This is a genomic window from Paraconexibacter sp., from assembly GCF_059438195.1.
This window is the reverse complement of record NZ_JBLKKY010000005.1, coordinates 13224-38652: the sequence shown is the minus strand read 5'-3', so window position 1 is coordinate 38652 and position 25429 is coordinate 13224. Positions and strand designations below refer to the sequence as shown.

Below are 25429 nucleotides of genomic sequence, written 5' to 3'. Positions count from 1 at the left end.
CGGCGGGCTCGACGCCTGGACTATGCTCGTCACCGAGGAGATGGAGCCCACCGGGGTCGCAGCCACGGGCGCAGGGGCGCCCCGCATCGCGCTCGATGCGAGCGCGCGGTCCGCGACGCGCCTCCCGCCCGAGCTCGCGGCGCGGATGGAGCAGCTCGCGGTCATGCTGCTGCCGCACGCGGGCGAGATCGCCGACGTCGTCAACGCCCGCGCGATCGACACCGAGCCGGAGCTCGTCGACCCCGACGACCCGACGACGGTCGAGCCCGTCGCTCACTCGACGCACGCGAACGTCGGGGCGATCCTCTCGATGATCGCCTACGGCGTGCCGGGGTCGGCGTCGCGCCCGTCCGTCGGCGCCCTCGAGCTCTTCGAGCGGCTCGCCGACCGCGAGGACGGGCTCGCGGTCGTCCTGCGCGGCTACCGCATCGGCCTCGCGGAGCTGTGGCAGATCTGGGCGCGGCACGTCGCGGAGCACGTCGAGGACGCGGCCGAGCTCGCGGCGATCCTCGCGGCGAGCACGAGCCACATGTTCGACGCGGTCGACCGCGTCTGCCTCGAGCTCGCGGAGCAGTGGGCCGAGACGCACCGCCGGCGCAGCCGGGGCCTCGACGTCTCGCCCGACGAGCTCGTGCGAGCGGCGCTCGCGTCGGGTGACACCGCGGAGGAGGCGCTGGGCAAGCTCGGCTACGACGTCGGCGCGACGCACGTCGCGCTCGCGCTGCCGCCCGAGGTGGACGAGCGAGCGCTCGCGCAGCTCGCGAGCCGGCTGCGGACCGTCGCGCGCGCGTCGAGCGTGTCGATGCGCTCCGACGCCGGCTGCGTCGTGTGGCTCGCGCTCGAGGAGGCGCCGCCGGACGCGCCGCTCGACGCGATCACCGGCGCGCTCGACGTCGACGGCACCGTCGGGGTGAGCGACCCGCTCGCCGGGCCCGACGGCTTCCGCGCCGCCCACCGCCAGGCGCTCGACGCGCGTCGCGTCGGCGCGCTGCGCGGGTCCCACGCCGTCACCCGCCACGGCGACGTCGCGCTCCTCGCCGTCCTCTGCGCCGACACCGAGCGCGCACGCGCGCTCGTGCAGCGCGAGCTGGGCCCGCTCGCCGAGGACGACGAGGTGATGGAGCGGCTGCGGTCGACCCTCGTCGCCTACCTCGAGTGCGGCGAGAGCCACGTCGGCGCCTCGCAGACGCTCTACGTCCACCAGAAGACCGTCGCGTACCGGATCCGCCAGGCGGAGGGCATCCTCGGCCGTCGCATCTCCGACCGGCGCGTCGAGCTCGAGGCGGCGCTCCTGCTCCACCGCGCCTTCGCGGGCCCCTGACCGCGAGGTGTGTCGGAATGAGCCCGGCGCCCGGGCTCATTCCGACACACCTCGGCGCGCGGCGCCGTCAGGCCGGGATGCGCGGGTAGTCCGGGACGAGCCGGAGGGCCCACGAGGCCGCGGGCTCATGTCGCTCGACCTGCTCGCGCAGGCCGTCGAACCCGTGGAGCATCGCGACGGACGGCGCGATCTGGCAGTCCGCGGCGTTGACGTCCTCGCCGCCGATGACGCCCTCGGCGAGCAGCTCGTCGACGCGGGTGAGGAGGGCGTCGAGCTGCGCCCGGTCGGCCTCGGCCTGCGCCTTCGTGGCGCCGACCTGCCGGGCGAAGACCTGCGCGGCCACGGTGAGCGGGACCGCGGTGACGCGCGGCGCGGGGAACGGGCTCGCCACGTCGGCGAACCAGGCGCGGAGCGCATACGAGTCGCAGAGCGCGCGGCGGATCAGGCGCCGCGGGACCGGCTGGAGCTCCGCCTCACCCCACTCCTCGGCGGCCTCGACATCGGCGCGGGAGGCGGGATCGGCCGGGAAGAGAGGAGGGCCGTCGATCGCCTCGTCGACCGCGCGCGAGATCGCGAGCGTGCCCTGGACCTTGCGGTCGCCGAGCCTCAGCGCGGGGACGGTCTTCGGCTTGAAGCCGCTCAGCGCGAGCATCGGCGGGTGGAGGCCTCCGACGAGCATCTTCTCCTCGTAGGACACCCCCTTGCGATCGAGCATGAGCTTCGCGCTGATGACCGGATGCGACAGCGGAATGCCGTAGAGGGTGATGTCCATGACCCGCGACGCTACCCGACTGGGGGAAGTCGACCCATCTGGACGGATGTCCGGGTTCTCTTCCTGCGATTCGCGGTGCACAGTGCGTCGCCGCACGACAACCCGAACGCGGCTGGGGCGCGTCGATCACAGGAGCAGCTCATGCCGGTCCCACGTGGCGCCTCGGTGCGCCGGGTCTTGCCCATCGCCGTCCTCGCCCTCCTGGCGGTGCTCGTGCACGCCGCGAGCGCCTCGGCGGGCTACACCATCAAGCACGCCGCGGCCGACCCGCGGCCCGATCGCGGGCCGTACCTGCCGGTCTACGACCGGCTCGCCCCGGCCGACCTCGCGTGCCCGACGCCGAGCGGCTCCGCCGGTCGTGCGGCCGCGCCGCTCCCGCACGCCGTCGCCTACGCCGCGCCGCCGCTCTCGAGCAACTACGACGCCGTCACGTCGCTCGCCCCGCCGGACGTCACCCCGGGCCGCATCGTCCCCTTCGAGATCGAGGTCGTCGCGAGCGCTCCCGTCGACGGCGGCCTGCGCATCAACCCGTACTTCGCGACGAAGACGACCGCCGGCTCCGACTTCGGCTACGACCCGGCCTACGGCATCTACTGCGCCTTCATCGACACCGACGACCCCGGGACCGTCGAGTCCGGCGGCGACGCGCGCGTCTCGGCGTTCTCGCACACCATCACCGGCGCGGGCACGAGCAACGAGCAGATCGCCGGGCAGCTCGACATCGCGGGCGTCCAGGCCGGTGACCGCGTCATCGTCGAGGTCTGGGTCGTCCTCTAGCCCGCCGTCCCGGCCGGCGCGAGCGGCAACGTCCCCACCGGCCTGCTCGGAGCGACGCAGCAGCCGAGCGGGACGACGATCAACGTCGGCAACCAGACCGTGCCGCTGCTCCGCGTCGGTCAGATCGGGAGCACCGAGCCGGACCTCGCGATCACGAAGACCGCGAGCCCGTCGACCGCCGCCCCGGGCACCGACGTCACGTTCACGCTCGCCGTGAAGAACAACGGCGCGATCGCCGCCTCGGGCGTCGCGATCACCGACCCGCTGCCGGACGGCGTGTCGTTCGTCTCCGCCGACCCGGGCTGCACGTACGACGGCGGCACCCGCCAGGTGACGTGCCTCGTGCCGACGCTCGCGGCCGACGAGACCGTGACCCGGGAGATCGTCGTGCGCGTGAGCACGTCGTTCACGTTCCCGACGACCTCGCCGCACGACCACCAGATGACCGTGAACCGCGTCGAGCAGGTCCTCGACCTCGCTCCCGCCGAGGAGCAGACGGTCGCGCTCACGTGCCCCGGCGACGCGATCATGACCGACGGGAGCGCCTGGGTGCTGCAGGTGGACCAGGGCACCGGGACGCTCGCCGACGTGAAGGTGCTGACGACGCGGAGCACCGATCTCGACACCTACGAGTTCCGCGTCCGCAACGACAGCCTCGGACGCGCGCAGGTGAGGCTCGTCGGCACGTGCGCGGATCGCGAGCTGACGACCGCGGAAGGCCACTCGCACGAGCTCGTCGTCTCGCCCTCCTCCGGGCCGGCGACGACCCAGACGGTCGCCGCGCCGGGCGCCGGTCGCCACGAGTACACGTTCTCGTGTGACCCCGGCGAGATCCCGGTCGGCCCCGGGTTCACGTACGTCGGCGGCGAGGGACGCCTCGTCACCTGGGACATCGACGAGGACACCGGCACCTGGACCCTCGGCATCGAGACGGCCGGACCGGCCCTCCTCGAGATGTCCGCGCGCTGCCTCGACCGCGAGGCCTCGTTCGCCGAGGGGCACCGGCACGAGCTGTCGTTCACGCACCCGGAGGCGAACGTCGTCGTCCCGCCGACGGCCGACCGCTCGACGGTGTTCAAGCAGTCCTGCGGCGGTGAGGAGAAGGGCATCCTCGCGACGTACCGCCTCGGGCCCGGGCTCATCATCGTCGGCCACGTCCCCGTGCCGGTCGAGCGCGAGTTCCACCTCATGAACCCGACGGCGGCCCCGATCGAGGCGACGGTCGACCTCCTCTGCGTCGCGGTCCGGACCGGGGAGATCGTGCGGTCGGCGACGATCGAGAACACGGCGACGGTGTCGCACGACGGCGTCGACTCGGTGCCCGCCAACGACAGCGACTCCGCGACGATCACCGTGCAGCCCGGCCCGGGCCTCGCGGCGCTGCGGTTCACGTCCCGGCGGACCGACTCCCGTCCGACGGTGCGCTTCCGGCTCACCCGCTCGGCGACCGTCAAGGTCTACGTGCGGCGCCTCGAGGGCCGCAAGGTCATCGCCTCGGCCACGCGACGCGCGCGGCGCGGGACGAACCACGCGGCGCTGTCGCGCCGGCTGAAGCGCGGCAGCTACCGCATCACGGTGATCGCGCGCGACCGCAGCGGCCGTCGCAGCGGCGCGATCCGCCGCGAGTTCCGGGTGCTGCCGGCCCGCCGCTGAGGTCCCCGGGCCCCGCCGCGGGGTGCGTCGGTCCGACGTCGGAGTCCCGGCGCCGGACCGACGCGCCACCCGCGCGCGCGGGGGCGTGTCGGAATGCACCCGGCGTCCGGGCGCATTCCGACACACCTCCCCTCGCGGCGGCCCGTCCGCTGGACCGGGGACGTCAGGCGCGCTGGAGCCGCTCCAGCGCGAGCGAGCGCGGCAGCGGGCCGCCGGTGAGGACGAGCGCGCCCGCGGAGGCCGCGGCGCGCAGCGCGTCGTCGGCGGCGGCGAAGCCGGCCTCGTCGGGGTCCTCCCACAGCGACGGGTCGACGAGCGCGACCTCGGGGGCATCGGCCCCCGACGGCGCCCACGCGGTCGCCACCCGCGGGTAGCCGACCTCGGAGAGGTCCGCGTCGCCCGCGGCGGTCGCGACGAGCACCGCGTCGAGGGAGTGGTGCGCGACGACGCGGACGAGCGGCTTGTGCGCGTCGGCGCCCGGCGCCGCGACGTCCTCGACGACGAGGAGCAGCGTGGCCCCGGCCTCGGCGACCGCCCCGGCGAGATCGGCGAGCGCGTCGGCGGCGGTGTCGGCGATCTCCTCGAGATCGTCCCCGTCGGCGGCGAGCGCCGCGGCGACCGACGACGGCCCTCGCAGCGCGACGGCGATGCCCGGGCCGCCGGGGAAGAGGTCGCGCAGCGTGCCGACGAGCGCGGGCAGCGTGCCCGCCGGCTCGACCTCGCGCAGCGGCGGCGCGTCGTAGAGGGCGTCGACGAGGTCGTCCCCCGTCGCGCCGGCCGCGACGGAGCGCAGCGCCGAGGACTCGGCCTCGCCGCCCCACCCCACGACGATCGTGTCGGGCTTCGCGAGCGCGACGGCCTCGCGGATCGCGTAGGCCCACCGCGTCGGGTCCTCCCGGGCGACGGACGGATCGTCGCCCGAGAGGCGCGCGGCGAGCTCGTCGAGGACGAGAGCGAGCGGCATCAGACCGCGCGTCCCGCCTCTGCCCAGTACTCGTCGCGCAGCGCCCGCTTGAGCACCTTGCCCGCGGGCGACCGCGGCAGCTCGCGGAAGAACACCTTCTTCGGCGCCTTCACCGAGCCGAGCTTCGACTTGCAGAGGGCCTTCACGTCGTCCGGGTCGAGCTCCTCGTGCCCCGGCTTCATCTGGACGACCGCGGTGACGACCTCGCCCCACTGCTCGTCCGGCAGGCCGATGACCGCGACGTCGGCGACGCCGTCCATGGCGTGGACCGTCTGCTCGATCTCCGACGGCCAGACGTTGAAGCCGCCGGTGATGATCATGTCGCGGAGCCGGTCGACGATGTAGACGTAGCCGTCCTCGTCCATGCGGCCGACGTCGCTCGTCCCGTGCCACCCGCCCTTGCGGCGCGTCGACTCGCTCTGCTCGGCGTCCTTGAAGTAGCCGGGCATGACGAGCGAGGAGCGGACGACGATCTCGCCGGTCTCCCCGGGCGGCAGGATCTCGCCGTCCTCGCCCATGATCGCGACGTCGGCGACGAGCGACGGCCGGCCGGCGCTCGCGAGCCTCTCCGGGTGATGGGCGCGCGCCTCCTCGTGGTCCTGCGGCGACATCACCGTGCAGATCATCGGCGACTCCGCCTGGCCGAAGGTCTGCGTCATCACGGGCCCGAAGACGTCCATCGCCTCCTCGAGCTTGCTGACGCTCATCGGCGCGGCGGCGTAGATGAAGTGCCGCAGCGACGAGTAGTCGAACTCGCGGACGTTCTCCTGGGCGAGGAGCGCGTAGATGGCCGTCGGCGGGAGGAACATCCGCGTGACGCGGTGGTGCTCGATCGACCGCAGGAGCTCCTGGGGCTTCACGCCGTCGTGGACGACGATCGTCCCGCCCCGCGCGAAGACGGGGAAGCAGATGGGCCCGGCGGCGTGCGTCATCGGCGCCGCCATCGCCATCACCGGCGGCGACTCCGGCTCGGGCATGTGCCCCGCGAAGCCGAGGTTCATGAGCTCGGCCATGAGGTGCGTGATCTGCACCGCCTTCGAGCGCCCGGTCGTCCCGCCCGTCGGGAAGAGGATCGCCGGGGCCTGCGGGTCGTGCGGCGGCAGCGGGACGCGGGTGCCCTCCGGCGCCATCCAGTCCTCGAGGATCGGGTCCCCGTCGTGGCCGCCCTCGAGGAGCGCGACACCGAGCCGGATCTGCGGGAGCGCCGACCGGATCTCCTGCACCATGTCGTTGAGCGACGGGTGGTAGAAGAGCACCTCGCACTCGGTGAGCTCGAGCAGCGCGATGAGGTCCTTCGGGACCGCCCGCGTGTTGAGCGGCACCCACGACGCGTCCGCCCGGAGCGCGCCGAGGATGCACACGAACGCCATCGGCGCGTTCGGCGAGAGGACCCCCACCTTGCCGCCCTTGCCGATGCCCGCCTCGGCGAGCGAGGCCGCGATGCGGTGCGAGGCGTCCTGCACCTCGCGGTACGTCATCGTCTCCGCGTCGTCGGCGGTGATGAAGCAGAGCCCGTCGGGCGAGAACCGCACGCCCCGGTCGAAGGTGTCGATGAGGTGCATGCCTCAGTCTCCTGTATAGGACACGACGTCCTCCACGGGCCGGCGCACGACCGGCCCGAAGTGGCCTTGTGGCCACCCGACAGGGACGATCGCGTAGATCTTCGTCCGCCGCGAGAGCCCGAGCGCACGGCGCCACTCGGGCTCGTAGAGCGTGTGCCACGTCGTGAGGCACGCCGCGAGCCCGTTCGCCCGCGCCGCGAGGAGGAGGTTCTCCACCGACGGGTAGATCGACGCGCACTCCCCCGTGCGGAAGAACCGCGGCAGGTTCGGGAGCATCTTCAGCGTCTGCACCGGCCCGACCGCGAAGCAGCCGGCGAGCGTGTGTCGCAGCCCCTTGATCATCCGGGCGAGGACCTTGCCCGTGAAGTCGTAGGTGAAGACGACGAGCGCCGGCGTCTCGTCGAAGTGCTCGGCCTGGTGGCGCAGGGCGTCGTGGACCTTCGTCCACTTCTCCTGCGTCGTGTGCTCGGGCGGCAGCGGCTCCTGCGCGGCGGAGTAGAACTTCTGCGTCCGCCGCCAGATCTTGCCGCACTTCGCCATCGTCTCGCGGTCGTCGACGATGACGAAGCCGTACTCCTGGGTGTTGCCGCCGCTCGGCGCCCACGTCGCCGCCTCGACGAGCTTCAGCAGCAGCTCGCGGGGAACCGGCTCGGGCTTCAGCTTGCGCATCGCCCGCATCGTCGACATGACCTCCTCGAGCGAGGCGTCGGCGCCGACGGCGACACCGTGGCGCTCGGCGGCCGCCTGGGCCGCCGGGTGGACCTCCGCCGCGGTGCTCATGCCGTCTCCCCCTCCTCGTCCCACGCCCAGCCGCCGAGGAACTCGACGCCCTCCGGCGGCGTGTCCCGCCGCCACTTGGCGACGAACTCGTCGTACGGGAGGCTGCGCTCGATCCGGGCCTTGCGCTCGGCCTTGCGGGCCTCGTCCGTCGCCGCCCAGTCGACGAGCAGCGCGTCGTGGTCGTAGACGACCTTGTAGACGTTCTCCGCGCGCCAGTGGGAGATGCGCGACTCACGGAGGTCGCGCATGACGAGCTCGGGGTCGCGCTCGAGGACGTCGCCGTAGCCGCCGCCCCCGCCGACCTGCAGGATCCACATGTCGCCCGGCACGTTGAGGTCGGCCGACTGCGTGCAGCGCTTCGACTCGACCGTGCCCGGCAGGCCGCCCTCGTTGTGGAGCTCGTGCGCCGTGTACGGGACGTCGGCCCCGTTCTCCTTCAGCGCCTTGACGACCTCCTCCGACGAGGAGCCCTTGAACACCGTGAGGGGGTTCGCGCCCGAGCCGTAGCCGCCGAACAGGCCCGGCGTCGTCGGGAACTTCGAGCCCGTCCCCATGCACCCGTAGAAGAACTCGGGGACGCCCCACACCATGTACATGCACTCGACGCTCGAGCCGCCGCGGTGGCGGCCGGGGCCGTGGTTGTCGACCGTGAGCCGGCGGCCGAGCGTGAGGACCGGCAGCTCCGTCTCGCGGTCCTCGATCTCGCCGTAGTCGGCCATCGACGCGAAGAACGGCGCGCACGCGTGCTCGCCGTCGCGGTCGGCGTGCGCGCCGCCGCCCATCGAGTTGATGTCGATCATGAGGTTCGCGACCGGCGAGCCCCACTGGTTGAGGCCGCCGTAGTAGAGCGACTGCGTCATGCCGTACCACGGCGCGATGACCTCGATGTCGCCCGGCCGGTTGAAGGCCATCTTCGACATCGCCTGGTGCATCGTCGTCTGCCACGCGCAGGCGCCGATCATGCCGAGGCCGTTGGGGACCTCGCCCTCCGCGTTGGCGACCGTGCCGTCCTCGAACTCGAAGTCGAGCGCGGCGACGTAGCCGGCGTTGCGCGGCAGGTCGCTCCAGAAGAACATCTGGAGGTTGTTCATGAAGAGCGCGCGCGAGAACGTCGGCGCGGTGTTGATCGCCCGGTCGGGGATCATCGGCGCGTTGCCGATCGACCGGCAGATGATCTTCGTGCCGCGCTTCTCGACCTCGAGGCCGAACCGCAGGAGGCGGTCCTCGAGCAGCGTCGTGTCGACGAAGTGGTTCGCGCGGTAGATGCCGTCGGGCAGCTCGCTGAACCGCCGGCGGACCTCGGACTCGGTGTTCTCGAGCGCGCCGCGCAGGACCGAGACGACGAGGTCGCGGCCCTTCTCCTTCACGAGCTCCATCACCTGCGACTCGATGCGCATGCAGGCCGAGAGCTTCGCCCGCATGTCGATGAGCTGCATGAGCGGGTCGCGGACGTTGTTCTGCATGAGGTTCACGACGTCGCGACGGAACGTGTAGTTCTCGGCGACCTTGATCGGGCTGATCTTCAGCCCCTCGTCGTAGACGCTCATCGCCGAGGCGGACAGGCCGCCCGGCTCGGTCGCGCCGTTCTCGCCCTCGTGGATCGTCGAGCCCGCCCATCCGATGAGGACGTCCCCGACGAAGATCGGGATCCACATCGTCTGGTCGGCGTTGTGGACGCCGCCGTAGCGCGCGTCGTTGTGGTAGTAGACGTCGCCCGGCCGGACGCCGACCGTCGGCTCGCCCTGCCACTGCTTGACGATGTGCTTCAGCGGCGCCGAGGCGCAGGCGCTGAAGACGACGACGCCCGACGAGGACGCGAGGGCGAGGTCGCCGCTCGCGCTGTAGAGCCCGGTCGTGAGGTCGCCCCACTTCGCACCCGGCGCGGCGCCGGTCTGCTCGAGCATCTCCTTCGCCGACTCGAGGATGATCTCGAGTCGGTTCTGGGCGATCGTCGCGTCCACCTGGTCGACCCCGGAGCGCAGCGCCTCCTCCTCGAGCGGCGTGCGCGGCGAGAGGGCGTTGCCGCCCATGATCTCCGCGTCCGGCCCGTACATGACGGGGCGGGCGTGGAGGAGCTCCGAGAAGAAGCTCTCCGCGTCGATGTCGCGGACCTGCTGCTCCTCGGCGGAGCGGATGGCGGTCTCGGGCGGGTTCATGACGTCTCCTCCTGGTCCTTGCTCAGCATGAGAAAGGCGTGCTCGTTCATTCGCGCCGTCCACCCGGGGTTGACGACGACCGTGGTGTCGCGTCCCTCGAGGACGGCGGGGCCGTCGACGGCGTCACCGTCGCCGAGGGCGTCGTAGTCGTAGATCGGCGTGTCGACGAAGTCGAGGCCGGCCCACCAGCAGGGACGGCTGCCCTTGCGGGCGCCCTCCGCGCCGCCCTCGGACGGGCCGAGGGTCGGCGGCTCCCAGTGCGCCCGCGGCACGGAGGCCCGCAGCCGCAGCGTCTCGATCGAGACGCCGACCTCGCTCGTGAGGGCGAAGTCGCCGAAGCGGTCCGCGTACTCCTCGAAGTAGGCCTGGAGCACGGCGGCGAGGTCCTTCTTGTCCTCGATCCGCAGCACCGGGCTCTTGATCGTCGTCACGTAGAGCTGACCGCCGGACCGCAGGTCGAGCTCGAGCGAGTACTCGATCTCGTCGGCCCCGTGGCCCTCGTCGGCGAAGTCCGCCTCGGCCTGCGTCGAGAACTCGTCGAGGATCGCGTTGATCTGGTCGAAGCCCTCGAAGACGGTGCCGAAGAGCGGGTTGTAGAGCGCGAAGTGCTCCGAGCGCTCGTAGATGTGCAGGAGGTCGAGGCCGGCCGCGCCCGACGCCGAGAAGACCGGCGAGTGCGGCGGGACGACGACGCGCGGGATCTGCAGCACCTCGGCGTAGCCGCACGCGTGGAGCGGGCCGCCTCCGCCGAAGCTGAAGATCGTGAAGTCGCGGGGGTCGTACCCCTTGAGGACGACCTCCTTGAAGATCGCGTCGCCCATGTTGCTGTCGACGACCTGGCGGATCGCGGCGGCGGCCTCGGTGACCGAGACCCCCATCGGCCGCGCGACGCGTCGGTCGATCGCCCGCTCCGCGCGCTTGACGTCGAGCGCGAGCTCGCCGCCGTGGTAGTGGTCGGGGTTGAGGTACCCGAGGACGACGTTCGCGTCGGTCGTCGTCGGCTCCGTCCCGCCCGCTCCGTAGCACGCCGGGCCCGGGGTCGAGCCCGCCGACCGCGGCCCGACCTGGACGCCCTTGTACTCGTCGTAGCTCGCGATCGAGCCGCCGCCGGCGCCGACGGTCTTGAGGTCCATCATCGGCATCTGGACGAGCCAGCGGTCGATGACCGGGTTGAACTCGTAGAAGCGGACCGAGCCCTTCACGACGACGCCGATGTCGAACGAGGTCCCGCCCATGTCGGACGTGACGACCTTGTCGAAGTCGAACGCGTCGGCCATGTGCCGCGACCCGAAGAGGCCGGCGACGGGACCCGCGTGGATCGTCTTCAGCGGCGTCGTGCGGGCGAGGCCGCCCATGCCGCCCGAGTTGTGGACGAGGACGAGCGACCCGCGGTAGCCGCGGCTGCGCAGCTCGTCGCGCAGCTCGCTCATCTTGTCGCCCGTGTACTGGTGGAGGTAGGCGTCGAGGATCGACGTCGACGTCCGCACGTACTCGCCGGAGCGCTTGGAGACCTCGTGGGAGAGGATGACCGGGAAGCGCCCGAGGTACGCGCCGGGGAACTCCTCCTCGACGACGCGACGGACGAGCAGCTCGTGGTCGGGGTTCTTGAACGCCCACAGGAACGAGACGACGAACCCGCGCGCGCCGCGGTCGACGAGATCGAGGACGCGGTCGCGGACCTCGTCCTCGTCGAGCGGCATGACGACCTCGCCGTTGCAGTCGACGCGCTCGCGCAGGCCGACGATCATGTCGCGCGGGACGAGCGGCTCGGGCCGCTGGGCCTTCGCGAGGTTGCGGTTCTCCTGGATCGAGAGGCCCTCGCCGTAGCCGCGGCAGCGCGACACGGGGACGACGTCCTCGAAGCCCATCGTCGTGAGGAGCCCGAGACGCGGGCCCGTGCGCTCGATGAGCGCATTCGTCCCGAGCGTCGTCGCGTAGCGGATCGAGCTCGTGCGCTCGAGGAGCTCCTCGGGCGACGTCGCGAACGACGACGCGAGGTCGCCGACCGCGGTCATGAAGCCCTGGGCGAGGTCGTGGTGGGTCGTGAGCGCCTTCGCGCTCGCGATCTCACCGTCGGCCGTCGCGAAGCAGTCGGTGAACGTGCCACCGATGTCGACGTTGATCTCCATCACGCCTCCGTCCCGTCGTCGTTCGTCTGCGCCGCGGCCTGCTCGCGCTCGCGGCGCTCCTTCAGCCAGTCGACGTCGATCTCGATGTCCCGTGCCAGGGGGTGCCCCGGAGGCAGGTACTCCGCCTCGACCTGGGTGCCGCAGCCCGGGCAGCAGTACTCGACGATCCGGCACCACTCGGGGTCCGGCGCGTAGGAGTACTCCTTGTCGATCTTCGCCTCGTAGACCTCGCGCGGGTCGCGGTCGTGCAGCAGCAGGCCGCGCTTGTAGTTCTCGCGCGCCGGCCCGATGTCGTGGTCGCAGACCCGGCAGTGCCAGCGCTCCGCGTCGAGGTCGATCTCGAGGTACTCGGTGATGGGCTCGCGGCCCGTCGTCGTGCTCATGTCTCTCTCCTCCGGCTCAGCGCTCGTCGCGCAGTCGGCCGTTGCCGTACTCGTCGATCTCGAAGGTCCAGCCCGGCGAGACGGCGATCGTCGTGTCGCCGGCCTCGACGACCGCCGGCCCCTCGATGCGCACGCCCGGCGTGAGCGACGAGAGCTCGTGGATCGCGGTCGCGAGCGCGCCGTGGTCCGGCCAGCGGACCTCGCGGCTCGTCGCCTGCGGCGCGGTCGCCCCGTTCGGCGAGGCCTTCGTGAACGTGTGGTGGGCGAGCCGCGCGAGCGCGGTCACCTGGAGGCGCTCGGCGTCGTGCCGGCGCACCTCGGAGACGTCGATCTCGACATCGTCCGGCGAGAAGCCCTCACCGCGCATGTCCCGCATCGCCCGCGCCCGCAGGCGGTCCTCGACGCCCTCGCCGGGCGCCTCCGCGTAGACGTGCGTGACGTCGGCGGACTGCGCGCCGAACGCGGAGAAGACCGCGCTGAACGGGAGCGTGATGACGTCCTTGATGCCGATCCGCTCGGCGACGCCCGTCGCGTGCGTCGGGCCCGCCCCGCCGTAGGCGAGCAGCGTCGTCCCCGCGGGGTCGACGCCCCGCTTGCCCATCTCCTCGGCGATGCGGTCGCCCATGTTCGCGTGCAGGCGGGCGCGGACCGCCTCGGCGGCCTCCTCCGGGGAGCCCGCCCCGAGCGTGTCGAGCGCCGAGCGCGCCTTGTCGCCGTCGAGCGCCATCGCGCCGCCGAGGAAGCCGGCGGGGTCGATGATCCCGAGGACGACGTCGGCGTCGGTGACGGTCGGGGCGGTCCCGCCGAGGCCGAAGCACGCCGGTCCCGGCCGGGCGCCCGCGCTCTGCGGGCCGACCTCGATCGTGCCGTCCTCGAGGCGGTGGGCGATCGAGCCGCCGCCGGCGCCGAGGACGTGGAGGTCCGGCATCGGGAACGAGAGCTCGATGCCCTCGACCGTGCCGTGCTCCTGCATCGGCGCCGTGCCGTCGGTGAGGAAGCCGACGTCGAGCGACGTGCCGCCGACGTCGAAGGTGACGAGCGAGTCGATGCCGTAGAGGTCCGCGAGGATCTCCGCGCCCATGAGGCCGGCCGTCGGGCCGGAGTTGTACGTCTTGCCGGCGATCGTCTTCGCGACGCGGGCGCAGCCGCCGTCGTTGTGGACGACGAGGAGGGGCGCGCGGTAGCCCTGGGACCGCAGCCAGTCCTCGCAGCGGTGCAGGTAGCGAGCGACCTCCGGGTGGAGGTAGGCGTTGAAGAGCGCGGTCGCCGTGCGACGCCTGTCCTCGGGGTCGTCGTCGACCTCGTGGGAGAGGAGGAGCGGCACCGCGTCGAGGCAGTGCTTCGGGTAGTGGCGCTCGAAGCCGGCGCGGACCTCGCGCTCGTCCTCGACGCCGCCGCCCGGGAGCGAGCAGACGAGCGCGCGCGCCGAGCGGTTGAGGAGCTCCTTCGTCGCCGACACGAGGTCGGCGTCGCCGATCCCGGTCGCCGCGATCATGTCCTCGTCCACGAACGTGCCGCGCGCGCCGTCGGCGGAGTCGGCCTCGGCGCCGGGGGCCACGAGGAGCCCGAGACGCGGGCCCGTCCTCTGGATGACGGTGTTCGTGCCGACGGTCGTCGCGTAGCGGACGCAGCGCGTCTCGCGCAGCAGCGTGGGGACGTCGAGGCCGAGCTCGTCGGCGGCCTTCTCGACGACCTCGCGGAAGCAGACGGCGAGGTCGTGCGGCGTCGTGGGGACCTTCACCGCCCGCGGCTCTCCGTCTCGGACGACGAAGGCGTCGGTGAACGTGCCACCGGTGTCGATGTCGATGGTCGTGCCCTTCACGGGCCTCTCCTCTCTTGCGGACTGCCATCGCCCTCCTGCGGCGATGTGCGAGGACGACCGTAGGCCGAGAGAGGCGCCCGGCGCTCGGGAAGGCCGGCCAGTCGCGGAGGGCGCCGTTGTGGAGGTGCCACAACCGCCCTCCGACCTGACGTTCCTCACGCCTGGCGTGAGGAACGTCAGGAGGAGGAGAGGGGGTCAGCGCACGCTGACGCCGAGGGCGTCCTCGAGCGCGGGGATCGTCTCCTCCGCGCTCGTGTGGAGGATCGTGTGGACGCCCATCGCGCGGGGCGGCTTGAGGTTGCCGCCGATGTCGTCGACGAACACGATCTCCTGCGCCGGCATCGCCATGCGCGCGATCGCGATCTCGTAGATGCGCGGGTCGGGCTTGCGCACGCCCTCCTCGCCGCTGATGACGAGGACGTCGAAGAGCACGTCGAACCGCGAGCGGTCGTAGGTGTTCTCGCTCCACGAGTTCGACAGGAGCCCGGTCCGCACGCCGGCCGCCCGGAAGCGCTCGACCGCGCCCATCATCGCCTCGTCGGGACCCATCCGCGAGAAGAGGCGCAGCGCGAGCCCCTCGTGCTCGCCGACGCCGAGGACGGCGGCGAACCGCTCCTCGAAGGCGGGGATGTCGCACCGGCCGCACTCGAGGTCGTCGAGGGCGGCGCGCGCCTCCGGGTCGGTCCGGAACGCCGTCTTCACCGTCCCGACCGGAAGGCCCTCCGCCTCGTCGAACGCGTCGAACGAGGCGAAGAGGCTCGTCGTCATGACGCCGCCCCAGTCGACGAGGAGCCCGCGGCGCTCAGAGCTTCCCATGGAGCGCGACCTCCTCGGCCCGCCGGGCGAGCTCGACGACGCCGTCGCCGAAGCTCTTGAGGAACTCGTTGTCCGTCGCACCCGACACCGCGCGCTTGTAGTTGCCCTCCATGAAGACGATCGCCTTCCACAGCGCGAGCGCCGTGTACCAGCGGATGTCCGTCATCGCGCGGCCGCTGCGCTCCTCGTAGCGCGCGACGAGCTCGGCGCGCGTCGGGAAGCCCTCGGCACGCGTCACCCGGTTGAGGTCGAACATCCCGCCCTCGGGGTCGGAGGCCTCCGTCCACATCATGTTGAGGTAGCCGACGTCCGCGAGCGGATCGCCGATCGTCGACATCTCCCAGTCGAAGATCGCGGTGACGATGGGCTCCCGCGGGTCGATCATCACGTTGCCGAGCCGGTAGTCGCCGTGGACGATCGTCGCCGCCGACTGCTCCGGCATGTTGTCCCGCAGCCAGCCCCCGACGTGCTCGACCTCCGGGATCTCGCGGGTCTTGTTGTGCTCCCACAGGCCGACGAAGCGCTTGAGCTGGCGCTCGAGATAGCCGCTCGGCTTGCCGAAGTCGCCGAGGCCGACGGCCTGCGGGTCGACGGCGTGCAGCTCGACGAGCGCGTCGACGAGCGAGTGCGCGATCGCGCGGCGCGACGCGGGGTGGTCGAAGACCTCGGGCACCGTGTCGGTGATGACGTGCCCCTCGACCTTCTCCATGACGTAGAAGTGGACGCCGATGACGTCCGTCCGCTCGCAGACGGCGAGGATCCGCGGGGAGGGGACGGGCGTCGGCTCGATCGCGCTCAGCACCCGCGCCTCGCGCATCATGTCGTGCGCGCTCGGCGGGAGCGGTCCGCGCGGCGGCCGGCGCAGGATGAACTCGTCGCCGCCGCGCCGAAGAGCGAACGTGTGGTTCGAGTGGCCCTCCCCGATCGGCTCGACATCGATCTCCCGCACGCCCGCCCCGAGGCCGTGCTCGTCGAGGAACGCGCGCAGCGGCTCGAGGACGAGGAGCGGCTCGCGCTCGGCTCCCTCGGCCTCGGCGAAGGTCTCGACGACGTCGTCGTCCGCGAGCTTGACCGACGGCATCAGAACAGGTCTCCCGTCGCCTTCTTCGTGGACTCGCCCTTCATCGCGAGCTTGAGGCACTCGCGGGCGATCGTCATGCGGTGGACCTCGCTCGCGCCGTCGTAGATGCGCGCCGCGCGGGCGTCGGTGTACCAGCCCGCGATCGGGAGCTCCATCGCGATCCCGGCCGCGCCGTGGATCTGGACGGCGCGGTCGGCGACCCGCCCGAAGGCCTCGCTCACGAACGTCTTCACCATCGCGATCTCCTGGCGGTGCGGGAGGCCGTTCTCGACCTTCCACGCGGCGTGGAGGACCATGAGCCGCGAGGCGTAGAGGTCCATCGCGCTGTCGGCGATCATGAACTGGAGGCCCTGCTGGCGCGCGAGCTCCTTGCCGAACGCCTTGCGCTCGAGGAGGCGCTGCGAGGTGAGGTCGAGCGCGCGCTGCGCGACGCCGATCCAGCGCATCGCGTGGGCCAGGCGGCCGCCGGCGAGGCGCTTCTGCGCGATGACGAAGCCCTCGCCCTCGTTGCCGAGGAGGTTCCCCACCGGGACGCGGACGTCGGTCATCCGGATGTAGGGGTGCCCGCCGACGAGGTGCGCGCCCATCCACTCCGGGTCGTCCTCGACCTCCCAGCCGGGTGTGTCGGTCGGGACGAGGATGAGCGAGTAGTTGCGGTGGCCGGCGCTCTCGTCCGTCCCGGTCTTCGCGACGACGATCGCGATGGACGCGCCGATCGCGCCCGTGATGCACCACTTGCGCCCGTTGATGACCCACTCGTCCCCGTCCCGGACCGCGGTCGTCTCGAGGTTCGTCGGGTCGGAGGAGGCGACGTCCGGCTCGGTCATCGCGAAGCACGAGCGGATCTCGCCCGCGGCGAGGGGGCGCAGCCAGCGCTCCTTCTGCTCCTCGTTCCCGGCGATGAGGAAGGTGTGCATGTTCCCCTCGTCGGGGGCCATCGCGTTGAGGCCGAGCGACGCGAGGCCGCTCACCCCGCACTCCTGCGAGACGAGCGACATCGCGAGGACGCCGAGCCCGAGGCCGCCGTACTCCTCCGGGAGGTGAGGGGTGTAGATGCCGCGCTCGCGCGCGCGGTCGCGGAGGCGCTCGACGACGTGCCAGCTCTTCAGCACGTCGGTGACGTCCTCGATCTCGGACTCCGCGGGGAGGACGTCCTCCTCGATGTAGGTGCGCACGCGCTGCAGGACGTCCTCGACGTCGGGCGGGACCCGGAAGTCGATCGTCCCGACGGAGCCGGTGGGGGTGGTGGTCGTCATCGCGAGAGGAGGCCTTCCATGAGGGATCGGAACTTCGCTACCCAGCGCTGCTGGGTCGCCTGTGAGTCGAAGGTGTGGACGAGGAGTCCGTGGAGAGCGGCGTTCACGGTGAGCCCGACGGCTTCCGCGTCGACCGACGAGGCGATGGACCCGTCCTCCTGACCGGCGCGGACGAGGCCGATCATGTACTCGCGCTGGCGGTCCTGCACGCGGCGCGCGATCCCGGCGAGCTGCGGCGAGCGCGTCGCCGCCTCGACGTGGAGATGCAGGAGGAGCGAGTAGAAGGGCGTCCGCGAGGTGTAGAGGCGCGTGCTCTCGTCGATGAGGCGGAAGAGGCGCGTGCGGCCGTCGCCCTCGCTCGAGGCGGCGATCACCTGGTCGGCGTGACGGCGGATCGCCTCGCGGTAGACGGCCTCGACGAGACCGTCCTTGGAGCCGAAGTGGTGGTAGAGGGCGCCCTTCGTCACTCCGGCGTCGGCGGCGATGACGTCGAAGCGCGCGCCGAGCCCGTCGGCGGCGAAGCGCTCGATCGCGGCGTCGACGAGCCGCTCGCGCGTCGCCCGAGCGGAGCGGGCTCTCGGAGTCGAGGCGGCGGGCGAACTCACATACCCAAGGGTATGCGAAGTGGCCATGCCCCGTCAACCGCCGGCCACCCCCTCGGAGGGGGTTCTCGCGTCGGCTAGGCTCCCCGCGAGATGCCGCGTCAGCTCTGGCTGCTTCGTCACGGCGAGGCCGAACCGCACGGCGTCCGCCCCGACGCGGAGCGCCGGCTCACTCCCCGTGGTCAGGAGCAGGCGCGCCTCGCCGGCGAGGCGATGGCCGCCCTCGAGCTCGAGCCTGCGCTCGCCTTCACGAGCCCCAAGGTCCGGGCGCGCGAGACGGCCGACGGCGCCTGCGCCGTGCTCGGCGTCGAGCCGGTCGTCCACGACGCGATCGTCGGGCTCGACGCCGGCGAGGCCCTCGCGCTCGCCGCGGCGGTCGGGGACCGCGATCGCATCCTCCTCGTCGGCCACGAGCCCGACCTCTCGCAGCTCGTCCACGACCTCACCGGCGCGCGCATCGACATGAAGAAGGGCGGCATCGCCGTCATCCGCCTCGAGTCGTCGCGGGGTGAGCTCGCCGTCCTCCTGAGGCCGCGCGAGATCCGCGCGATCGCCGGCGCGAGCGATGCCTGAGCTGCCCGAGGTCGAGATCACCGCGCGGCTCCTCGGGGCGGAGCTCGCCGGCGCGCGCATCGAGTCCACGATGGCGCCGGGCCTCAACACGCTGAAGACGTTCGACCCGCCGCTCCACGCGCTCGACGGCGGGGCGATCCGAGGCCTGCGGCGGATCGGCAAGCACCTCGTCGTCGACGTCGAGACCGGGGCGCACGGCGACCTCGCGGTCCTCGTCCACCTCATGTCGGCGGGCCGGCTGCAGCTCTTCGACAAGCGCGCCGGGATGCGCGACCGCACGTCGCGGCTCCTCCTGCGCCTCGAGGGCGGTCGCGAGCTGCGCCTCCGTGAGTTCGGCACGCGCCAGTCCGCCTGGGCGAAGGTCCTCCCCGCGGACGCGGTCGGAGCCGACGAGGCGATCGCGACGCTCGGCCCCGAGGCGTGGCCCGACCCGCCGGAGGACCTCGCGACGATCCTCGCGCCGCAGGGCGCGAGGCCGATCCAGGCGGTCCTGCGCGACCAGCGGGTCATCGCGGGCATCGGGCGCTCGTGGGTCGACGAGATCCTGTGGGAGGCCCGCCTCTCCCCGTTCGCGCGCGCGAAGGACGTCACCGGCGAGCAGGCGGCCGCGCTGCGCGAGGCGATCGTCGACCGTCTCGGCGCCGCGCTCGCCACGTACGAGGAGTCCCTCTCGCTCCCGCTGCCGGACAAGCTCCCCCTCCCGCTCCTCGTCCACCGCCGTCACGGCGAGCCGTGCCCGCGCTGCGGCACGACGATCGAGGCGATCCACTACGAGGAGCAGGTCCTCTGCTACTGCCCGCAGTGCCAGACCGGGGGGCGCGTCCTCAAGGACCGCCGCCTGTCGCGCCTGCTGAAGTGAGGTGCCGGCCGGCGACCCGACGAGGTGTGACGGATGAACCTCGGAATCCGGTGTTCATCCGTCGCACCTCGCTGGCCATCGCAGTCGTTGCCGTCACCCCAAAGCCGACACGCCGGGGTGCACGACGCAGTAGTCGCTCAGACGCGCGTCACGAGCCTGCCGGCGGAGCGATGTCGAGCTGCCGGCAGATGCCGCGCGCGGTGGGGGTCTTGATCTCACGATGTCGCGGCACCGTCGTCCGGCGACCCGTCGCAGGGTTCTCCCACATCTCGTGCTTGGCGCCCTCGCGGACGAGTCGGCACCCCTGGGCGGTCAGGTGGCGATCGAGATCACGCTTCTTCACGCAGCGACTTCGACGGACTCGACGACCGCCCACCCCGGGGTCGGCAACGGCTCTCCGCGCTCCCGGCGGTCGGCGAGGACGAGCTCGATCGCGTCACGGACCATCGCGCGCGCGTCATCGAGGTCGGCACCCTGCGTCTGCACCTCGGGCAGCTCGGGCACGTGAGCGTAGACCGACCCGTCTCCAGCCGCCTCGAACACCACGCTGAAGGTCAATGCGCCCATGCGGACACGGTACAACGCCCGCACGTCGCTGCGAAGATGACCGCATGCTCGAACCCGGCACCCCCGCCCCCGACTTCACCCTCCCCGACCAGGACGGCGAGGACGTCTCGCTCTCCGGCCTCAAGGGCCGGACGGTCGTCCTCTATTTTTATCCGAAGGCCGACACGCCGGGGTGCACGACGCAGGCCTGCAGCATCCGCGACAACTGGGACGAGTACACCTCGCGCGACGTCGTCGTGCTCGGCGTCTCGCCCGACCCCGTCGACAAGGTGAAGAAGTTCCACGAGAAGCAGTCGCTGCCGTTCACGCTCCTCGCCGACGAGGATCACGCGGTCTGCGACCTCTACGGCACCTGGGTCGAGAAGTCGATGTACGGCAAGACGTACTGGGGCGCGCAGCGCGCGACGTTCATCATCGACCCGGACGGCACGATCGCGCACGTCTTCCCGAAGGTGCAGCCGAAGAAGCACGACGACCTCGTGCTGAAGGCGCTCGGGGCGCCCGCCTAGCGCGCAACGTCGATCCAGGCGCCGGCGTCGCGGGAGGCGTAGGCGGCCTCGAGCACGGCGGTCGTCGCCGCCGCGTCGTCGGCGTCGACGAGCGGGAGCGCCGGCTCGCGGCCGCAGACCGCGTCGAGGAAGAGCGTGAAGGCGTGAGGGGCGTCGGGCGGGAGGTCCGTCACCTCTTCGCCCGCGTCGTCCTCCCCTGGCCGGCCGCCCGCCCGGTGCAGCCGCCGGCCGGCGACCCAGGCGTGACCCTCGGTGCCCCAGGCCTCGACCTCGACCGGGTCGCCGCCCTCGACCCAGCCGGCCCCGACCGTGGCGAGCACGCCATCGTCGAGGACGAGGAGCGCCTCACCCGTCTCGTCGACGCTCCCGAGTCGGCCGTCGACCCCGGCGCGGGTCGCGAGGACGACGCGCTGCACCTCGCGACCGCTCAGCCAGCGCAGGAGGTCGACGGCGTGTGCGCCCTCGTCGCCCCACGCGCCGACGCCGGACCGCGCGGGGTCGGCCATCCACGCGGCGTCGTCGAGCCAGCCGAGGAGCACCGAAGGATTCGCGTTGTGCACGCGCACGCGGGTGAGGCGCCCGAGCGCACCGCCGCGGACGAGGTCGCGCAGCACGCGGTGCCGCGGATCGCCGCGCAGGAAGTAGCCGGTCTGGAAGGTGACGCCGGCCGCGCGGACGGCGTCGGCGATCGCACGCGCGTCCGCGCCGGTCACTCCCACCGGCTTCTCCACGAACACGGCCTTGCCGGCCTGCGCGGCGGCGACGGCGAGGTCGCGGTGGCGCACGGTCTCTGACGTGACCATCACCGCGTCGACGCCCGGATCGCCGAGCGCGTCGCCGGGTGCCGAGAGCACGGCGGTCCCGGCGCGCTCGGCCGCCGCACGCGCCCGCGCGGCGTCGTGGTCGTGGACGCCCGCGAGCTCGATCCCTCCGTGGTCGCCGAGCAGGTCGAGGAACTCCGGCGTGTGGACGTGCGCGGCGCCGAGGACGGCGAGGGACGGCATGTCGGGGCGCTACCCGGGCGCCGGACGCGCCCTACGCCGGCACGCCGGACGCGCCGACCGCCGGCGTCGTCGGCGCGGGCGGCGCGGCGCCCTTGGGGAGGAGCCGGGCGAGAAGGGCCGCCCCGAGGACGAACACCACCGACGCCCACAGGCACGCCTCGAGCCCGCCCCACACGTAGAGCGCCCCGGAGAGGACCGTCCCCGCGAGCCGTCCACCCGCGTTCGCCATGTAGTAGAAGCCGACGTTCATCGACACGCGGTCGTTCTCGGCGTAGGCGAGGATGAGATACGAGTGCACCGCCGAGTTCGCGGCGAAGACGATCCCGAAGACGATGAGGCCTCCGACGAGGACGACCGTCGGATCGACCGACGTCGCGAGGGCGATCGCGATGCCCGCCGGGAACGCCGCGAGGAGGAACGCGAGCCACGTCGCCGTCCCCCCGTCGGGGTTCGCCCCCTCGCCCCGCCCGCGGATGAAGCGCGGCGCCGAGGCCTGGACGATCCCGTACCCGATGACCCACACGGCGAGGAACGTCCCGACCTGCCAGAACGTCCAGCCGAGCTCGGCGCGCAGGTAGACGGGGACGCCGACGACGAACCACACGTCGCGGCTCGCGAACAGGAAGACCCGCGCGCCGGCGAGGACGTTCACCGCGCGGCTCTGGGAGAACATCTGGCGGAAGCGCGCCCCGGCCGTCGGGCTGCCGAGGTCCCCGCGCATGAGCGCGAGCGTCCCCACGAGCGCCGAGGCGACGAGGCCGGCGAGGATCCCGAGCGCGGTCTGGAAGCCGACCGTCGAGAGCAGCACGCCGCCGACGAAGAAGCCGACGCCCTTCAGCGCGTTCTTCGAGCCGGTGAGGACGGCGACCCACGTGTAGAGGGCGCCCGGCGCGTCCTTCGGGACGACGAGCTTCACCGCGCTCTTCGAGCTCATCTTCGTGAGGTCCTTCGCGATGCCCGAGAGGGCCTGAGCGACCATGACGTAGGCGACGACGAGGAGGTCCTCGGGCGCGAGCGCGAGCATCCCGAGCGCCGTGATCTGGGTCGCGAGCCCGGCGAGGAGCGTCACCTTGAGGCCGAGCCGCGCGGCGACGTAGCCGCCGACGAGGTTCGTGACGATCCCGAAGATCTCGTAGAAGAGGAAGAGGGACGCGACCTCGAACGGGCTGTAGCCCAGCTCGTAGAAGTAGAAGAGGACGAGGACGCGGATCGCCCCGTCGGCGATCGTGTCCGCCCAGTAGGCGCCGGTGACGACGGCGTAGTTGCGCAGGTCGCCCCGCCGCGCCGTCGCCTCCATCAGCCCGCGCCCACCGCGAGGGACCGCCCGACCGACTCGGCGAGCTCGACGAGGCGGTTCGCGTAGCCCCACTCGTTGTCGTACCAGGCGAGGACCTTCACCTGCGTCGAGTCGGTGACCATCGTCGAGGGGGCGTCGACGATCGCCGACCGCGGGTCGTCGGTGTAGTCGACGGAGACGAGCGGGCGGGTCTCGTAGCCGAGGATGCCCGCGAGCGGGCCCTCCGCCGCGTCGCGGAGAAGCCCGTTCACCTCGTCGACGGTCGTCGGCCGGTCGACCTCGAAGACGGCGTCGGTGAGGGAGGCGTTGAGGAGCGGGACGCGGACCGCGAGGCCGTCGAGGCGACCCTGCAGCTCGGGGAAGATGAGCCCGATCGCCGTCGCCGAGCCGGTCGTCGTCGGGATGAGCGACATGCCCGCCGCTCGCGCGCGCCGGAGGTCCTTGTGCGGCGCGTCGACGATCACCTGGGTGTTCGTGAGGTCGTGGAGGGTCGTGATCGACCCGCGGGAGATGCCGATCCCCTCGTGGATCACCTTCACGACCGGGGCGAGGCAGTTCGTCGTGCAGGACGCCGCCGTCACGACGTCGTGCCGGTCGGGGTCGTAGCGGTCGTCGTTGACGCCGACGACGACGTTGAGCGCGCGGTCGTCCTTCACCGGGGCGGCGACGACGACCTTGCGGACGCCGCGGTCGGCGTACGGCGCGAGCTTCTCCATCGTGCGGAACGCGCCCGTGCACTCGAGGACGACGTCGACGCCGTGCTCGTCCCACGGGACGCCACCGGGGGTCGCCTCCTGCGTGAACGCGATCTCGGTCCCGTCGATCGCGAGCGCAGCCCCTGCGGCCCCCACGTCCCGGTCCCAGCGGCCGTGGACCGAGTCGAAGGTGAGGAGGTGCGCCGCGGCGGCGGCGTCGCCGTGCAGCTCGTTGACGTGGACGATGTCGAGGTCGCGGGCGCCCCACGCCGCGCGGACGGCGAGCCGCCCCATGCGGCCGAAGCCGTTGATGCCGATGCGGGTCATGCGGTCCTCTCGGTCGTGCGCGCCGGCCGGCGCAGCGGGTGGCCGTCGGGGGTGAACCAGCGCCGCCCGAGGGCGAGCGCGACGTAGACGAGCCCGACGAGGACGGGGACCTCGATGAGAGGCCCGACGACGCCGGCGAGCGCCTGCCCCGAGGTCGCTCCGAAGACGCCGATCGAGACGGCGATCGCGAGCTCGAAGTTGTTCGACGCGGCGGTGAAGGCGAGCGTCGCCGTCCGCGCGTAGCCGAGGCCGAGCCGGTGGCCGAGCGCGAAGCTCGCGAAGAACATGAGGAGGAAGTAGGCGAGGAGCGGGACGGCGATGAGCGCCACGTCGAGCGGCTCGTCGGTGATCGCCTCGCCCTGGATCGCGAAGAGCATGACGATCGTGAAGAGGAGGCCGTACAGCGCGAGCGGGCCGATGCGCGGGAGGAACGACTCGCGGTACCACGCCTCGCCACGGCGCCGGATGCCGACCCGTCGCGTGAGGAACCCGGCGACGAGCGGGATGCCGAGGAAGATGAGCACCGTCCGCGCGACCTCCCAGATCGAGACGTCGAGCCCCTGGGTCTCGAGGCCGAGGAGGTCCGGCAGCCCGGTGAGGTAGAGCCACGCGAGGAGCGAGAAGGCGGCGATCTGGAAGAGCGAGTTGATGGCGACGAGGAGCGCCGTCGCCTCGGTGTCCGCCTTCGCGAGGTCCGACCAGATGAGGACCATCGCGATGCACCGCGCGAGCCCGACGATGATGAGGCCGGTGCGGTACTCGGGGTGGTCGGAGAGGAAGAGCCACGCGAGCCCGAACATGAGGAGCGGGCCGACGATCCAGTTGAGGATCAGCGAGGCCCAGATCATCCGCCGCTCGCCGGTGATGTGGCCGAGCTCCTCGTAGCGGACCTTCGCGAGGACCGGATACATCATGAGCAGGAGCCCGATCGCGATGGGGAGCGACACGGTGCCGATCCGCAGCTCGTCGAGGGCGTCGTCCAGGCCCGGGATGAGCGAGCCGAGCGCGAGGCCACCGGCCATCGCCACGGCGATCCAGAGCGGGAGGAAGCGGTCGAGGGTCGAGAGTCGCTCGACGACCGCCTCGCGGGGCGCCGGGACGCTCACGCGCCGGGCTCCGTCGGCGCCAGCCAGCCCGCGAGCTCGTCGAGCGGCCCGGGGACGACGTAGTAGAACGACCAGAGCCCCTGCTTCTCCGACGCGACGAGACCCGCCTCCCGCAGGACCCTGAGGTGATGGCTGACGGTCGGCTGCGAGACGTCGAAGAGCGGGACGAGCTCGCACACGCACACCCTCCCGGGGTGCTTGCGCAGGACGTCGAGAAGCTGGACGCGGATCGGGTCGGCGAGGGCCTTCGCCGCGCGGGCGAGCCGCTCGGCGGCGTCGGGACCGACGTCCGGGCGGACGAGGGGCTCCTGGCAGCTGTCCCCCTTCGCGCGCTTCGCCTTCGGCGTGAGCTGAAGCTCCATAGACGGAAATCTATCCAATGACCACGGACACTCGATCGACAGGCGTCAATGTAGGG

Annotated in this window: 25 protein-coding genes; 6 read left to right on the top strand and 19 right to left on the bottom strand. The window is 72.4% G+C overall.

What is annotated here, in order from left to right; genetic code table 11:
• Nucleotides 1-22 precede the first annotated feature (22 nt).
• Nucleotides 23-1321 carry a PucR family transcriptional regulator gene (locus ACME2J_RS02970; RefSeq protein ID WP_495543382.1) on the top strand — a complete coding sequence of 433 codons (1299 nt, stop codon included), beginning with the start codon at nucleotides 23-25 and terminating at the stop codon, nucleotides 1319-1321.
• 67 nt (nucleotides 1322-1388) lie between these two features.
• Here the strand turns inward: ACME2J_RS02970 and ACME2J_RS02965 are convergent, their stop codons facing one another.
• Nucleotides 1389-2093, bottom strand: coding sequence for a glutathione S-transferase family protein (locus ACME2J_RS02965; protein ID WP_495543381.1), 705 nt, complete (start codon nucleotides 2091-2093; stop codon nucleotides 1389-1391).
• Between the two features lie 141 nt (nucleotides 2094-2234).
• Here ACME2J_RS02965 and ACME2J_RS02960 point away from each other — a divergent pair, with 141 nt between their 5' ends.
• On the top strand, nucleotides 2235-2870 hold the full coding sequence (locus tag ACME2J_RS02960; RefSeq protein ID WP_495543380.1) for a hypothetical protein: 636 nt from the start codon (nucleotides 2235-2237) through the stop codon (nucleotides 2868-2870).
• Nucleotides 2871-2969: 99 nt separating this feature from the next.
• Nucleotides 2970-4523, top strand: coding sequence for a DUF11 domain-containing protein (locus ACME2J_RS02955; protein ID WP_495543379.1), 1554 nt, complete (start codon nucleotides 2970-2972; stop codon nucleotides 4521-4523).
• Nucleotides 4524-4686: 163 nt separating this feature from the next.
• Here the strand turns inward: ACME2J_RS02955 and ACME2J_RS02950 are convergent, their stop codons facing one another.
• From ACME2J_RS02950 to ACME2J_RS02900, 11 genes are all read right to left on the bottom strand, one after another.
• Complete coding sequence (locus ACME2J_RS02950; RefSeq protein ID WP_495543378.1) at nucleotides 4687-5487, bottom strand: hypothetical protein; 801 nt, start codon at nucleotides 5485-5487, stop codon at nucleotides 4687-4689.
• Complete coding sequence (locus ACME2J_RS02945) at nucleotides 5487-7049, bottom strand: AMP-binding protein (RefSeq protein ID WP_495543377.1); 1563 nt, start codon at nucleotides 7047-7049, stop codon at nucleotides 5487-5489. Before ACME2J_RS02945 ends, ACME2J_RS02950 begins: the two co-directional genes overlap by 1 nt.
• A gap of 3 nt (nucleotides 7050-7052) precedes the next feature.
• Nucleotides 7053-7829 (bottom strand): nitroreductase family protein, encoded by a 777-nt coding sequence (locus ACME2J_RS02940; protein ID WP_495543376.1) that lies wholly within the window; start codon nucleotides 7827-7829, stop codon nucleotides 7053-7055.
• Complete coding sequence (locus ACME2J_RS02935; RefSeq protein WP_495543375.1) at nucleotides 7826-9985, bottom strand: hydantoinase B/oxoprolinase family protein; 2160 nt, start codon at nucleotides 9983-9985, stop codon at nucleotides 7826-7828. The genes ACME2J_RS02940 and ACME2J_RS02935 overlap by 4 nt, the downstream gene beginning before the upstream one ends.
• Nucleotides 9982-12114 (bottom strand): hydantoinase/oxoprolinase family protein, encoded by a 2133-nt coding sequence (locus ACME2J_RS02930; protein WP_495543374.1) that lies wholly within the window; start codon nucleotides 12112-12114, stop codon nucleotides 9982-9984. The genes ACME2J_RS02935 and ACME2J_RS02930 overlap by 4 nt, the downstream gene beginning before the upstream one ends.
• Nucleotides 12114-12497 (bottom strand): acetone carboxylase subunit gamma, encoded by a 384-nt coding sequence (locus ACME2J_RS02925; RefSeq protein ID WP_495543373.1) that lies wholly within the window; start codon nucleotides 12495-12497, stop codon nucleotides 12114-12116. Before ACME2J_RS02925 ends, ACME2J_RS02930 begins: the two co-directional genes overlap by 1 nt.
• A gap of 16 nt (nucleotides 12498-12513) precedes the next feature.
• On the bottom strand, nucleotides 12514-14319 hold the full coding sequence (locus tag ACME2J_RS02920) for a hydantoinase/oxoprolinase family protein (protein ID WP_495543372.1): 1806 nt from the start codon (nucleotides 14317-14319) through the stop codon (nucleotides 12514-12516).
• Between the two features lie 195 nt (nucleotides 14320-14514).
• On the bottom strand, nucleotides 14515-15135 hold the full coding sequence (locus ACME2J_RS02915; protein WP_495543371.1) for an HAD family hydrolase: 621 nt from the start codon (nucleotides 15133-15135) through the stop codon (nucleotides 14515-14517).
• Nucleotides 15122-16216 (bottom strand): phosphotransferase family protein, encoded by a 1095-nt coding sequence (locus tag ACME2J_RS02910; RefSeq protein ID WP_495543370.1) that lies wholly within the window; start codon nucleotides 16214-16216, stop codon nucleotides 15122-15124. The genes ACME2J_RS02915 and ACME2J_RS02910 overlap by 14 nt, the downstream gene beginning before the upstream one ends.
• On the bottom strand, nucleotides 16216-17472 hold the full coding sequence (locus ACME2J_RS02905) for an acyl-CoA dehydrogenase family protein (RefSeq protein WP_495543369.1): 1257 nt from the start codon (nucleotides 17470-17472) through the stop codon (nucleotides 16216-16218). Before ACME2J_RS02905 ends, ACME2J_RS02910 begins: the two co-directional genes overlap by 1 nt.
• Nucleotides 17469-18077, bottom strand: coding sequence for a TetR/AcrR family transcriptional regulator (locus ACME2J_RS02900; protein ID WP_495543368.1), 609 nt, complete (start codon nucleotides 18075-18077; stop codon nucleotides 17469-17471). Before ACME2J_RS02900 ends, ACME2J_RS02905 begins: the two co-directional genes overlap by 4 nt.
• A gap of 90 nt (nucleotides 18078-18167) precedes the next feature.
• Between ACME2J_RS02900 and ACME2J_RS02895 the strand changes: the two genes are divergently transcribed.
• Nucleotides 18168-18647, top strand: a complete 480-nt coding sequence (locus ACME2J_RS02895; RefSeq protein WP_495543367.1) for a SixA phosphatase family protein — start codon at nucleotides 18168-18170, stop codon at nucleotides 18645-18647.
• A complete protein-coding gene (locus ACME2J_RS02890; RefSeq protein ID WP_495543366.1) occupies nucleotides 18640-19506 on the top strand; it encodes a DNA-formamidopyrimidine glycosylase family protein in 867 nt (288 codons plus the stop codon). Before ACME2J_RS02895 ends, ACME2J_RS02890 begins: the two co-directional genes overlap by 8 nt.
• Nucleotides 19507-19654: 148 nt before the next feature.
• Here the strand turns inward: ACME2J_RS02890 and ACME2J_RS02885 are convergent, their stop codons facing one another.
• Both ACME2J_RS02885 and ACME2J_RS02880 read right to left on the bottom strand, forming a co-directional pair.
• Entirely contained in the window at nucleotides 19655-19849 is a 195-nt protein-coding gene (locus ACME2J_RS02885; protein ID WP_495543365.1) for a type II toxin-antitoxin system HicA family toxin, read from the bottom strand.
• Complete coding sequence (locus tag ACME2J_RS02880) at nucleotides 19846-20073, bottom strand: type II toxin-antitoxin system HicB family antitoxin (RefSeq protein ID WP_495543364.1); 228 nt, start codon at nucleotides 20071-20073, stop codon at nucleotides 19846-19848. Before ACME2J_RS02880 ends, ACME2J_RS02885 begins: the two co-directional genes overlap by 4 nt.
• 44 nt (nucleotides 20074-20117) lie before the next feature.
• On the opposite strand from ACME2J_RS02880, the gene bcp reads away from it, so the two are divergent.
• Nucleotides 20118-20582: a thioredoxin-dependent thiol peroxidase gene (gene bcp / locus ACME2J_RS02875; protein ID WP_495543363.1), complete on the top strand. Its 465-nt coding sequence runs from the start codon at nucleotides 20118-20120 to the stop codon at nucleotides 20580-20582.
• On the opposite strand, the gene ACME2J_RS02870 is transcribed toward bcp, so the two are convergent.
• The 5 genes from ACME2J_RS02870 to ACME2J_RS02850 are packed head-to-tail and all read right to left on the bottom strand — an operon-like array spanning nucleotide 20579 to nucleotide 25373.
• Nucleotides 20579-21586 carry a Gfo/Idh/MocA family protein gene (locus ACME2J_RS02870; RefSeq protein WP_495543362.1) on the bottom strand — a complete coding sequence of 336 codons (1008 nt, stop codon included), beginning with the start codon at nucleotides 21584-21586 and terminating at the stop codon, nucleotides 20579-20581. The genes bcp and ACME2J_RS02870 overlap by 4 nt on opposite strands.
• A gap of 31 nt (nucleotides 21587-21617) precedes the next feature.
• Nucleotides 21618-22883: an organoarsenical effux MFS transporter ArsJ gene (arsJ, locus tag ACME2J_RS02865; protein ID WP_495543361.1), complete on the bottom strand. Its 1266-nt coding sequence runs from the start codon at nucleotides 22881-22883 to the stop codon at nucleotides 21618-21620.
• Nucleotides 22883-23905 (bottom strand): ArsJ-associated glyceraldehyde-3-phosphate dehydrogenase, encoded by a 1023-nt coding sequence (locus ACME2J_RS02860; RefSeq protein WP_495543360.1) that lies wholly within the window; start codon nucleotides 23903-23905, stop codon nucleotides 22883-22885. The genes arsJ and ACME2J_RS02860 overlap by 1 nt, the downstream gene beginning before the upstream one ends.
• On the bottom strand, nucleotides 23902-25011 hold the full coding sequence (arsB, locus tag ACME2J_RS02855; RefSeq protein WP_495543359.1) for an ACR3 family arsenite efflux transporter: 1110 nt from the start codon (nucleotides 25009-25011) through the stop codon (nucleotides 23902-23904). The genes ACME2J_RS02860 and arsB overlap by 4 nt, the downstream gene beginning before the upstream one ends.
• Nucleotides 25008-25373: an ArsR/SmtB family transcription factor gene (locus ACME2J_RS02850; RefSeq protein WP_495543358.1), complete on the bottom strand. Its 366-nt coding sequence runs from the start codon at nucleotides 25371-25373 to the stop codon at nucleotides 25008-25010. Before ACME2J_RS02850 ends, arsB begins: the two co-directional genes overlap by 4 nt.
• Between the last annotated feature and the right edge of the window lie 56 nt (nucleotides 25374-25429).

What these genes read in the sequence shown, in the direction of transcription:
- ACME2J_RS02970 (WP_495543382.1), top strand. Translation starts at nt 23, where the DNA reads ATGCTCGTCACCGAGGAGATGGAGCCCACCGGGGTCGCAGCCACGGGC.
- ACME2J_RS02965 (WP_495543381.1), bottom strand. Translation starts at nt 2,093, where the DNA reads ATGGACATCACCCTCTACGGCATTCCGCTGTCGCATCCGGTCATCAGC.
- ACME2J_RS02960 (WP_495543380.1), top strand. Translation starts at nt 2,235, where the DNA reads ATGCCGGTCCCACGTGGCGCCTCGGTGCGCCGGGTCTTGCCCATCGCC.
- ACME2J_RS02950 (WP_495543378.1), bottom strand. Translation starts at nt 5,487, where the DNA reads ATGCCGCTCGCTCTCGTCCTCGACGAGCTCGCCGCGCGCCTCTCGGGC.
- ACME2J_RS02945 (WP_495543377.1), bottom strand. Translation starts at nt 7,049, where the DNA reads ATGCACCTCATCGACACCTTCGACCGGGGCGTGCGGTTCTCGCCCGAC.
- ACME2J_RS02940 (WP_495543376.1), bottom strand. Translation starts at nt 7,829, where the DNA reads ATGAGCACCGCGGCGGAGGTCCACCCGGCGGCCCAGGCGGCCGCCGAG.
- ACME2J_RS02935 (WP_495543375.1), bottom strand. Translation starts at nt 9,985, where the DNA reads ATGAACCCGCCCGAGACCGCCATCCGCTCCGCCGAGGAGCAGCAGGTC.
- ACME2J_RS02930 (WP_495543374.1), bottom strand. Translation starts at nt 12,114, where the DNA reads ATGGAGATCAACGTCGACATCGGTGGCACGTTCACCGACTGCTTCGCG.
- ACME2J_RS02925 (WP_495543373.1), bottom strand. Translation starts at nt 12,497, where the DNA reads ATGAGCACGACGACGGGCCGCGAGCCCATCACCGAGTACCTCGAGATC.
- ACME2J_RS02915 (WP_495543371.1), bottom strand. Translation starts at nt 15,135, where the DNA reads ATGGGAAGCTCTGAGCGCCGCGGGCTCCTCGTCGACTGGGGCGGCGTC.
- ACME2J_RS02910 (WP_495543370.1), bottom strand. Translation starts at nt 16,216, where the DNA reads ATGCCGTCGGTCAAGCTCGCGGACGACGACGTCGTCGAGACCTTCGCC.
- ACME2J_RS02905 (WP_495543369.1), bottom strand. Translation starts at nt 17,472, where the DNA reads ATGACGACCACCACCCCCACCGGCTCCGTCGGGACGATCGACTTCCGG.
- ACME2J_RS02895 (WP_495543367.1), top strand. Translation starts at nt 18,168, where the DNA reads ATGCCGCGTCAGCTCTGGCTGCTTCGTCACGGCGAGGCCGAACCGCAC.
- ACME2J_RS02890 (WP_495543366.1), top strand. Translation starts at nt 18,640, where the DNA reads ATGCCTGAGCTGCCCGAGGTCGAGATCACCGCGCGGCTCCTCGGGGCG.
- ACME2J_RS02880 (WP_495543364.1), bottom strand. Translation starts at nt 20,073, where the DNA reads ATGGGCGCATTGACCTTCAGCGTGGTGTTCGAGGCGGCTGGAGACGGG.
- bcp (WP_495543363.1), top strand. Translation starts at nt 20,118, where the DNA reads ATGCTCGAACCCGGCACCCCCGCCCCCGACTTCACCCTCCCCGACCAG.
- ACME2J_RS02870 (WP_495543362.1), bottom strand. Translation starts at nt 21,586, where the DNA reads ATGCCGTCCCTCGCCGTCCTCGGCGCCGCGCACGTCCACACGCCGGAG.
- arsJ (WP_495543361.1), bottom strand. Translation starts at nt 22,883, where the DNA reads ATGGAGGCGACGGCGCGGCGGGGCGACCTGCGCAACTACGCCGTCGTC.
- ACME2J_RS02860 (WP_495543360.1), bottom strand. Translation starts at nt 23,905, where the DNA reads ATGACCCGCATCGGCATCAACGGCTTCGGCCGCATGGGGCGGCTCGCC.
- ACME2J_RS02850 (WP_495543358.1), bottom strand. Translation starts at nt 25,373, where the DNA reads ATGGAGCTTCAGCTCACGCCGAAGGCGAAGCGCGCGAAGGGGGACAGC.